We start from the raw sequence: 9,109 nt of genomic DNA, 5'->3' as shown, positions 1-9,109 counted from the left end.
AACGACGCATCGCCGATGGTAGTGTGGTGCTTCACCATGTGAGAGTAGGTCATCGTCAAGCTCCTATACGAAACCCCAGATCTCTAACGAGGTCTGGGGTTTCTTCTTTGCGCGGCAGAAAGTCGGGCGCGGGCAGCGCCGCTTGGCGGGGTAACCTGCAGGACGTGATCGCCGGCAAGCCGGCTCCTACGGGAACTTCGCCAGGCCGCGTCCTGTAGGAGCCCGCTTGCGGGCGATGGCGATGGCGAGGGGAGAGGGGGCAGCAGGTTATACCGGCAAACCGGCATCCTGCCGGAGCGCGAGCACGTGGCGTATTGGCCACAAACAAAAAGGCCACCTTGCGGTGGCCTTTGTCGTTTCTGCCGTCAGTCGCCGCGGTATTCGCAGCCGCTGGTGCAGGTCTCGTGGATGCGTACCCGCGACAGCTCCGGCAGCAGCGGTTTGACCTGTTGCCAGATCCACTTGGCCAGTACTTCGCTGGTCGGGTTTTCCAGGCCGGGAATGTCGTTCAGGTAGTTGTGGTCGAGCTGTTCGTAGATCGGCTTGAAGATCGCCTTGATCTCGGAAAAGTCGCGAATCCAGCCGGTATAGGGATCGACTTCACCTTCGATATAGATGGCGACCCGGAAGGAGTGGCCATGCAGACGGCCGCACTTGTGTCCCTCCGGCACGTGGGGCAGGCGGTGGGCCGCCTCGAAGATGAACTCTTTGAACAATTCCACTGAACAGCGCTCGCGTAATGATTTCGCCTGACTGGCGTTTGGCCGCGCAGTTTATCAGGTCTGTCCGTGAGCCTGGGCATTCAGTGGTCGCATGTGGGGCGCTCGATGCGGCAGTGCCCCGTGGCATTGGGCGTCACAGCGGTTGCAGGCGCTCGGCCAGGCGGCCGCTCTCCACCAGTTCGAGAAACTCGTCGCCAAGGCGAGCGCTTTCCGTCATCGCCTGGCGCCAGTAACGCTCGCGCCCGTCGTCGTTGCCCAGGTAGCGCTTGAAGTCGGTACGGTCAGGCAGCTTGCCGTGTGGCAGCTTCGCCAGGTATTCGCGAGAAGGGGCCAGCAGCAGGACATCCTGCAAGCGCGTGCGATCACCGCGGCGCCAGGGCATGCTCTTGTCGAACCAGCCCGGTATCACCCTGTCGGTGAAATGAGGATAGAGGACGATATCGTCCCCGCTGTAGGGCAGGTCGAGGTGATAGTCGAGCAGACCGCCATCGCGATAGGCGCCGGGTTCCAGGCCAGGAATCTCGCGGATCGCTTCCATCACCATGGGGATCGAGCCGGAAGCCAGCAGGGCATGGCGCAGGTTTTCGGCCGTCAGGGCATGGAAGTGCGAGCGAAAGTCGTTCAGTTCCGCCAGCGGCGTCGCCTGCCGCGCATCATGCAGGATCACCCGGTCGAAATGCCGACCGAGGCGTTGCCGCGCCAGCAGGTTGTTGCCGATGACCGACGACAGACCGAGACTGAGCTTGCCCCGGTGGTCGTGCTGCAGCAGACCGTGGCTCTTCACCACGACGATATGCAGGCGATAGTGCGGGTTGGCAATGATGCTGGCGTCCTGGTCGGCCAGCAGCTCATGCAGCATCTGGCGGCAACTGCCGGATACGTCGGCCATGCTCACGCCCTTGGCGAAGCGCTGACTGGTGTAGAGCTCGCCGAGTCGACGGATACCGGCGGCCGGGTCCGGCAGGCAGGCACTGGCGAAGCGCCAGGAGCCGATGGACGCACCGATCAGCGCGCGCTCGCGAGGCGCGCGCGCCAGCCAGTCACCGAACAGCGCCAGGTCCAGGCCCTGAATGCCGATGCCCTTCGGGCCGCCAGCTGCGCCAGGCAGAATGCCGACATCCGCCGGGCTCAGGCCATGCTGGCGAATGCGTGCCAACGCTCTGGGGCCGGCCTTGAGGGTCAGGGCCGGGGACTTGATCTGGATCGCGCTCATCGATGCCTCCTTTCGCAACCGGCGATTATAAAGCGCCAGGCGGGCAGGCCAAGCGACTTCATGAGCTGAATGACGGCACTGAATTCAGCTTGAATTAAGTGCCTGGGCCTAGAGTGGTGAGTGTTGATTCACTGCTGGAGAAACCCATGAAACGATTGATCACCCTCACGACACTTGCCACCCTCGCCAGCGCCGCTACCATGGCCCAGGCGCGCGACCTTGGCCCGGACGAGGCGCTGCGCCTGCGTGATGCGGGGACCATTCAGTCCTTCGAACAGCTCAATGAGACTGCCCTGGCGAAACACCCCGGCGCGCGCATCGAAGAAACCGAACTCGAGGACGAATACGGTCGCTACATCTACCAGGTGGAACTGCGCGATGCTCAGGGCGTGCAGTGGGACCTGGAACTGGATGCCAGTACCGGGGACGTGCTCAAGAATCACCAGGACGACTGATGAAGTTTCGACGTACCACCGTGCTCCTGCTGCTACTGGCCGGCGGCTTTGCCAGCATGCCAGGGCAGGCGCGTGATCTCGATCAGGACGAGGCGCTGCGCCTGCGTCGCGAAGGCGTCATCATGCCTTTCGAGCAACTGATGCTGCATGTGGCGCAGGCCTATCCGGATTCCACCCTGCTGGAAGCCGAGCTGGAGGAGGAGGACGGCGTGCTGGTCTACGAGGTGGAGATACTCACCACCGCCGGTGTGGTGCGCGAACTGGAGCTGGATGCCCGCGACGGGCGCGTTCTGAAGGACGAGGAAGACGACTGATGCGCCTGTTGCTGGTGGAAGACCATGTGCCCCTGGCCGATGAGCTGACGAGCAGCCTGAATCACCAGGGCTATGCCGTCGATTGGCTGGCGGATGGCCGCGATGCCGCCTATCAGGGCGCCAGCGAGCCGTATGACCTGATCATTCTCGACCTGGGCTTGCCGGGCAAGCCGGGGCTCGAGGTCCTGCAGGAGTGGCGTGCAGGCGGCCTGACCACGCCGGTGCTGGTGCTGACTGCGCGGGGTTCCTGGGCCGAGCGTATCGAGGGGCTGAAGGCCGGCGCCGACGACTACCTGACCAAGCCCTTTCATCCCGAGGAACTGGCATTGCGCATCCAGGCGCTGTTGCGGCGGGCGCATGGTCTTGCCAACCAGCCGCAGCTCGAGGCGGCTGGCTTGCAGCTGGACGAAAGCCGTCAATGCGTGACGGCTGGCGATGAGGTGGTCGATCTGACGGCCGCCGAGTTTCGTCTGCTGCGTTACTTCATGCTGCATCCCGGACAGATTCTCTCCAAGAGCCACCTGGCCGATCACCTGTACGATGGCGAGACCGAGCGCGACTCCAATGTCATCGAGGTGCATGTCAATCGCTTGCGCGGCAAGCTGGGGCGCAATGTGATCGAAACGCGGCGCGGGCAGGGCTATCGCTTCACCGGAGAACGCGGTTGAGGTCGATCCAGCGTCGGCTCGGCCTCGGCCTGGCCGGCACGCTGCTGCTGGCCGGCCTGGTTCTGGCGCAGGCCAGCCTGTGGGTGTTCGACCGTGGCCTGCGTGCCTACCTGGAGGATTCCTTGCGCGACGAGGCGCAAGGGCTGCTGACCGCCCTGGTACGAGGGCCTTCAGGTCTGCAGCTGGACGAGCGGCGCCTCGATCCATCGTTCCAGCGGCAGTTTTCCGGGCACTACTTTCGCATCGACTTCTCCGACCGCAGCTGGCGTTCGCGCTCGTTGTGGGACCGCGAGCTGCTCAAGCCAAGCGGCACGGGCATGCAGGCCGAACTGGCCGACGGCCCGCAGGGCCAGCTGCTGCTGATCTACCGTGCCGACTACCGCCGTTATGGCGAGAACCTGTCGATCAGCGTGGCCCAGGACTACCAGCCGATACTGCAGAGCTTCCGCCACATGCAGTGGGTCGGGCTCGGGCTGGGTGGCGCCGCGCTGCTGCTGATGCTGCTGGCTCAGCGTTATACCGTGCGCCGCGCACTGCGCCCGCTGGAGCAGGTCCGCCAGCAGATCGTGCAACTGCAGCAGGGCCGCCGCAGCGATCTGGATGCGCAGGTGCCGGAGGAGCTGGAGTCGCTGGTGGCGCAGATCAACCACCTGCTGGCTCACACCGAGGACACCCTGAAGCGCTCGCGCAACGCCCTGGGCAACCTGGGCCATGCCCTGAAGACCCCGCTGGCGGTGCTGATCAGCCTGGCCGGGCGCGAAGAGCTGGCCGCGCACCCGCAGTTGCGCGCCAGCCTGCGCGAGCAGCTGCAGCAGATCGAGCAGCGCCTCAGCCGTGAGCTGGGCCGCGCGCGGCTGGCGGGGGAGGTGTTGCCGGGGGCGCGTTTCGATTGTGCGCAGGAGCTGCCGGGGCTGTTCGCCACCCTGTCGATGATTCACGACCGCGGGCTGTCCCTGGACTGGCAGGCACCGCCTGGTCTGGTGTTGCCACGTGACCGCGAGGACTTGCTGGAGCTGCTGGGCAACCTGCTCGACAACGCCTGCAAATGGGCCGCGCAGCGGGTGCAGCTGACGGTGGAGGAAGATGCCGACGGCTATCGCCTGTGCGTCGACGATGACGGGCCAGGCATCGCTGCCGAACGCCGCGACGCGGTGCTCGGCCGTGGCACCCGCCTGGACGAGCAGGTGGCGGGGCATGGCCTGGGGCTGGGCATCGTGCGCGACATCATCGAGGCCTGGAGCGGGCACATCGAATTGCAGGACAGCCCACTGGGTGGGCTGCGGGTGCTGGTCCGTCTGCCCCGGCGTTGAGCGAGGCGCCGGGGGCGCTCACATACCGTTGGCGAATGCCGGGTTGTCGAAGCTGATCGCCTCGCGCACCGGCTGCAGGGCGTGGCCGTAGCGCACCAGTACGTCGAGCGCATAGTCGATGCGGCCACGGATGCGTTCGTCGGCTTCGTCCACCGCTTGCGGGCCGTTCAGCACCTTCTCGACCTGGCGCACGATCAGGTGCTCCGGCAGGTAGCACAGGCGGCAGTTCTTGTAGCTGGAGGCGCGCAGTTCCGCGATGGGGTAGGCGCCGCCGATGCCGGATGAGACGCCCACCAGCAGGCCGGGCTTGTGCGCCAGTTCGGCCTTGCTGGCGTAGATGAAGAAGTTCTTGATCGCCGGGCTGGCCATGCCGTTCCACTCGGGGGCAATGATCACCAGCGCATCGGCTGTCGCGAGCTGCTGCCGATACAGGTCCCAGGGGCCGGTGTCTTCCGCCGGCCAGAGCGGCAGTGGTGCCAGGCCCAGGTCGATGACGCTGCTGGACTCGTGGCTGGTGTGGCCCAGCTCGATCAGGCGCTGACGCATTGCGCGAGCGACCTTTCCCGACTGGCTGTTGTTGCGGCTGGAGCCGGCGACCAAGGCAATATTGAGCATGCTGCTTCCCCCGAAAAAGAACGCAGGCTAGGCGATTGCCTGCCTGCGTTGCAAGGAAAGCACCGCCAGTTCAGGGATGATTTGGCGTCATACGCGGAACTGGTCCATCAGGCTCTGCTGGTGGTTGGCCAGGCGGTTGAGGTTCTGGCTCACCTGGGCGGATTCGTCGGCCTGAGCGCTGATGGATTCGGTGACATCGCGGATCGAGGCGACGTTGCGGTTGATCTCCTCGGCCACCGAGCTCTGTTCTTCCGCCGCGCTGGCGATCTGCAGGTTCATGTCGGTGATCAGGCTGACCGCCTGGCTGATGCGTTGCAGCGCCGCCACGGCCTGGCTGACCTGCTCCACGCTCCCTTGCGCCTGGCGGTGGCTGCTGTGCATGGTGCTGACCACTTCGCGGGTGCCGCTCTGCAGGCCTTCGATGACGTGGCGGATTTCTTCCACCGAGTCCTGGGTGCGCTTGGCCAGGTTGCGCACTTCATCGGCGACCACCGCGAAGCCGCGTCCGGCCTCGCCAGCCCGCGCGGCCTCGATGGCGGCATTGAGGGCGAGGAGGTTGGTCTGCTCGGCGATGGCGCGAATCACTTCGAGCACCGAACCGATCTGTTCGCTGCTGCTGGCCAGGCCTTCGACCTCCTGCATGGCGACGTTCATTTCATTGGCCAGCAGCTCGATGCTGTTGGTGGTCTGGCCGATGACCTGCAGGCCTTCCTGGCTCGCCTGGTCGGCATTGCGCGCGGCTTCGGCGGCCTGCGCGGCATTGTGGGCAACGTCCTGCGCGGTGGCGCTCATTTCCTGGAAGGCGGTGGCCACCTGGTCGACTTCACGGTACTGCTGCTGCATGCCGGCGCTGGTCTGGCTGGCAATGGCGGCAGACTGGTCCGCCGTGCCGCGGGCATCGATCACGCTGTTCTTCACGTCGGCGATGATGGGCTGCAGCTTGTCGAGAAAACGGTTGAACCAGCCGGCCAGCTCACCCAGCTCGTCCTGCCTGGCGTATTCCAGGCGGCGGGTCAGGTCGCCTTCGCCGCTGGCGATGTCCTTGAGCATGGCCGCGACGCCGAGGATCGGGCGGGTCACCCCGCGCGCGGTCAGCCACATCAGCAGCAGGCCGGCGACGACCGCGACCAGGCCGATCAGCAGTGCTGCCAGGCTGTCGCGGGCACGGTTGGCATCGAGTTCGGCGCCGAGCGTGATGGCACGCTCCAGCAGCACCGCCTGGGGCACTTCCAGCAGGACGGTCCAGGGCTTGGCCTCGGGAATCGGCTTGAACGGGCTGAGCTCGCGGAGCATCTCGCCATGCTTCAGTTCCGCATCCTTGCCGTCCTGGATCAGGCTGCGCAACTCGCTGGCATGATCCGGGAATGCGCGCTCGACGGCTTGGCTCAGCAGGCTGCCATCGCGACTGTGGCCCGCGAGCAGGGCGCCGGGGCTGAAGATGCTGACGTGGCCCTGTCCGCCATACAGTTCGGCGTTGGCCTCCTGGCTGATCTGCTGCAGGCTGGCGAGGCTGATGTCGAGGCCCATGACCCCGATGATCTTGCCGTTCAGCTCCAGGGGGAAGGCGATGCTGGTCATCAGCGTCTTCTGGCCGCCGACGTCGTCGTAGTAGGGTTCCAGGACGCAGGCCTGGCGGGTGTCGCGGGGGCAGGTGTACCAGGCGTTGTAGGCCACGCCGTTGTCGCCGGGGGTGGTGTCGCCGAGCAGTTCCTCGGTCATCGCCTCGGATTCCAGTTCACCGACCGTGGCTTGCGACCAGTACAGCGCGAAGCGACCGACCTCGTTGCTGCCGAGTTCGGCCTGGTCGGCGAACAGCTCATCCTTGCCATCCAGCGCGTTGGGTTCGAACACCAGGTACAGCCCGAGCAGGCCCGGGTTGGCTTCGAGGCTGGTGCGCACCTGGCGCGTGAGGTCTTCGCGCAGGTCGAACGCATCGAGGAAGCGCTTTTCGGCCTGTTCGCGCAGGAACAGGATCTGCCTGGAGAAACCCTTGCCGTACTGATAGGCGTCCATGAAATAGCGCTGGATGCGGATCGCCTGCAGCTCTCCACGGGCCTTCAGGCGCAGCTTGGCGCTTTCTTCCAGCATCCCGGAGCTGGCTTCGCGTACCAGGTTGGCGCTGCGGCTGGACTGGAACTGCGAAGCACCCACCAGCAAGGTGACGATGGCGAGCAGGCACAGGCCGGCGAGCAGGGTGATCTTCCACTGGATCGAAAGACGACTGAACAGCATGGTGCGTTCCTTTCTACATGGACTAATGCGGTTATCGGTGCCCAAGCAGTTTTCTTGACTACTATTGCACCTGGCCGAAATTATGCACGCATTGCTTGAAATTATGAACGACAACCCATTTTGACAGGATAGTCCGCATACGGCAGAGTACGCGGCTTTTTGCGCCGGCCAGGGCCGGCATACCTGCAGGTATACGCTTTATGAACGCTGTAATCGCCGCTGTCGGCATCATGCTGGTCCTCAGTCTCTGCCGCGTCCATGTGGTCGTGGCGCTGATCGTCGGGGCACTGGCCGGGGGACTTCTGGGTGGCCTGGGAATCGAAGGCACGCTGAATGCCTTCAACCAGGGGCTGGGCGGTGGCGCGACCGTCGCCTTGTCCTATGCCTTGCTCGGCGCCTTTGCCGTGGCGATCGCCAAGTCCGGCCTCGCGCATGCCCTCGCGGATCGGGCCCTGGCGTTGGTCGGCAAGCAGCAGGAGGGCAGTGGCGGTGCGCTCAAGTGGGTGCTGATCGGGTTGCTGCTGGCCGTGGCGATCTCGTCGCAGAACCTGCTGCCGATCCATATCGCGTTCATTCCGCTGCTGGTGCCGCCGCTGCTCTATGTGCTGAGCAAGCTGCAACTCGATCGCCGCCTGATCGCCTGCGTGCTGACCTTCGGCCTGATCACCCCGTACATGTTCCTGCCGGTCGGCTTTGGCGGCATCTTCCTCAACGAGATCCTGCTGGCCAATGTCGCCAAGTCCGGCGTCGACGTCAGTGGCATCAACATCAGTCATGCCATGGCCATACCGGCGCTGGGCATGCTCTTCGGCCTGCTCGTGGCCGTACTGTTCAGCTATCGCGGCAAGCGCGTCTATGACCTGGAGCGGGTCGCGCAGACCGAGCGCGTCGACGTGCAATACAACCCGCTGAGCCTGCTGGTCGCGGGGCTGGCCATCGCGGCGGCGTTCGTCGTGCAGCTGTGGCTGGACTCGATGATCATCGGCGCGCTGGCCGGCTTCGTGATCTTCTCCGTGTCTGGCGTGGTGCGCTGGAAAGAGGCGGATGGGCTGTTCACCGAGGGCATGAAGATGATGGCCATGATCGGCTTCATCATGATTGCCGCAGCAGGGTTCGCCGAAGTGATGAAGACCACGGGCGAGGTCAGGACGCTGGTGGACGGGGCGGCGACGCTGATCGGCCACAACAAGGCGGTCGGCGCGCTGCTGATGCTGCTGGTGGGGTTGCTGGTGACCATGGGCATCGGCTCCTCGTTCTCGACCATCCCGATCATCGCCGCGATCTTCGTGCCGCTGGGCGTGCAGCTGGGGTTCAGCCCGCTGGCCATCGTCAGCATCGTCGGCACGGCGGGGGCGCTGGGGGACGCGGGCTCCCCGGCATCGGACTCGACCCTGGGGCCGACCTCGGGGCTGAACGCCGATGGCCAGCACAATCACATCTGGGACAGTGTGGTGCCCACCTTCCTGCACTACAACCTGCCGTTGCTGGTGTTCGGCTGGGCCGCCGCTATGCTGCTGTAAGGGTCTGCACCTGCGCCGGATTAAGTTCTGCGCGCATCCTGTCGCTTAACTCCTGGGCGG

9 protein-coding genes are annotated in these 9,109 nt (G+C 65.1%); 5 read left to right on the top strand and 4 right to left on the bottom strand.

The annotated features are described in order from the left end of the window. Positions 1 to 365 precede the first annotated feature (365 nt). Together queD and EPK82_RS13060 are read right to left on the bottom strand one after the other, a co-directional pair. A complete protein-coding gene (queD, locus tag EPK82_RS13065; RefSeq protein WP_003461315.1) occupies positions 366 to 722 on the bottom strand; it encodes a 6-carboxytetrahydropterin synthase QueD in 357 nt (118 codons plus the stop codon). A gap of 133 nt (positions 723 to 855) precedes the next feature. Beyond that, complete coding sequence (locus EPK82_RS13060; protein ID WP_134676843.1) at positions 856 to 1,935, bottom strand: patatin-like phospholipase family protein; 1,080 nt, start codon at positions 1,933 to 1,935, stop codon at positions 856 to 858. Between the two features lie 146 nt (positions 1,936 to 2,081). Here EPK82_RS13060 and EPK82_RS13055 point away from each other — a divergent pair, with 146 nt between their 5' ends. Genes EPK82_RS13055 through EPK82_RS13040 form a run of 4 tightly spaced genes read left to right on the top strand, consistent with a single transcriptional unit; the run spans position 2,082 to position 4,682 of the window. Then, on the top strand, positions 2,082 to 2,390 hold the full coding sequence (locus EPK82_RS13055) for a PepSY domain-containing protein (RefSeq protein WP_134676842.1): 309 nt from the start codon (positions 2,082 to 2,084) through the stop codon (positions 2,388 to 2,390). Further along, positions 2,390 to 2,704 carry a PepSY domain-containing protein gene (locus EPK82_RS13050; RefSeq protein WP_134676841.1) on the top strand — a complete coding sequence of 105 codons (315 nt, stop codon included), beginning with the start codon at positions 2,390 to 2,392 and terminating at the stop codon, positions 2,702 to 2,704. Before EPK82_RS13055 ends, EPK82_RS13050 begins: the two co-directional genes overlap by 1 nt. Continuing rightward, the gene (locus tag EPK82_RS13045) at positions 2,704 to 3,372 is read left to right on the top strand and encodes a response regulator transcription factor (RefSeq protein ID WP_047591371.1); all 669 of its coding nucleotides are present in this window, start codon (positions 2,704 to 2,706) and stop codon (positions 3,370 to 3,372) included. The genes EPK82_RS13050 and EPK82_RS13045 overlap by 1 nt, the downstream gene beginning before the upstream one ends. Further along, complete coding sequence (locus EPK82_RS13040) at positions 3,369 to 4,682, top strand: sensor histidine kinase (protein WP_134676840.1); 1,314 nt, start codon at positions 3,369 to 3,371, stop codon at positions 4,680 to 4,682. Before EPK82_RS13045 ends, EPK82_RS13040 begins: the two co-directional genes overlap by 4 nt. 18 nt (positions 4,683 to 4,700) lie before the next feature. Here EPK82_RS13040 and EPK82_RS13035 read toward each other — a convergent pair whose 3' ends face one another. Next, a complete protein-coding gene (locus EPK82_RS13035) occupies positions 4,701 to 5,297 on the bottom strand; it encodes an NADPH-dependent FMN reductase (protein WP_134676839.1) in 597 nt (198 codons plus the stop codon). A gap of 87 nt (positions 5,298 to 5,384) precedes the next feature. Further along, on the bottom strand, positions 5,385 to 7,529 hold the full coding sequence (locus EPK82_RS13030) for a methyl-accepting chemotaxis protein (protein ID WP_134676838.1): 2,145 nt from the start codon (positions 7,527 to 7,529) through the stop codon (positions 5,385 to 5,387). Positions 7,530 to 7,729: 200 nt separating this feature from the next. Between EPK82_RS13030 and EPK82_RS13025 the strand changes: the two genes are divergently transcribed. Further along, entirely contained in the window at positions 7,730 to 9,049 is a 1,320-nt protein-coding gene (locus tag EPK82_RS13025) for a Na+/H+ antiporter family protein (RefSeq protein ID WP_047588499.1), read from the top strand. Positions 9,050 to 9,109: the final 60 nt, after the last annotated feature.

It is taken from the genome of Ectopseudomonas khazarica, from assembly GCF_004521985.1.
Classification (GTDB): domain Bacteria; phylum Pseudomonadota; class Gammaproteobacteria; order Pseudomonadales; family Pseudomonadaceae; genus Aquipseudomonas; species Aquipseudomonas khazarica.
This window is presented reverse-complemented; position numbering and strand designations above follow the sequence as displayed.

Bases quoted from the DNA above. Each gene is read 5' to 3' on its own strand.
- EPK82_RS13030 (WP_134676838.1), bottom strand. From the start codon at position 7,529: ATGCTGTTCAGTCGTCTTTCGATCCAGTGGAAGATCACCCTGCTCGCC.
- EPK82_RS13045 (WP_047591371.1), top strand. From the start codon at position 2,704: ATGCGCCTGTTGCTGGTGGAAGACCATGTGCCCCTGGCCGATGAGCTG.
- EPK82_RS13060 (WP_134676843.1), bottom strand. From the start codon at position 1,935: ATGAGCGCGATCCAGATCAAGTCCCCGGCCCTGACCCTCAAGGCCGGC.
- EPK82_RS13035 (WP_134676839.1), bottom strand. From the start codon at position 5,297: ATGCTCAATATTGCCTTGGTCGCCGGCTCCAGCCGCAACAACAGCCAG.
- EPK82_RS13025 (WP_047588499.1), top strand. From the start codon at position 7,730: ATGAACGCTGTAATCGCCGCTGTCGGCATCATGCTGGTCCTCAGTCTC.
- EPK82_RS13055 (WP_134676842.1), top strand. From the start codon at position 2,082: ATGAAACGATTGATCACCCTCACGACACTTGCCACCCTCGCCAGCGCC.
- EPK82_RS13050 (WP_134676841.1), top strand. From the start codon at position 2,390: ATGAAGTTTCGACGTACCACCGTGCTCCTGCTGCTACTGGCCGGCGGC.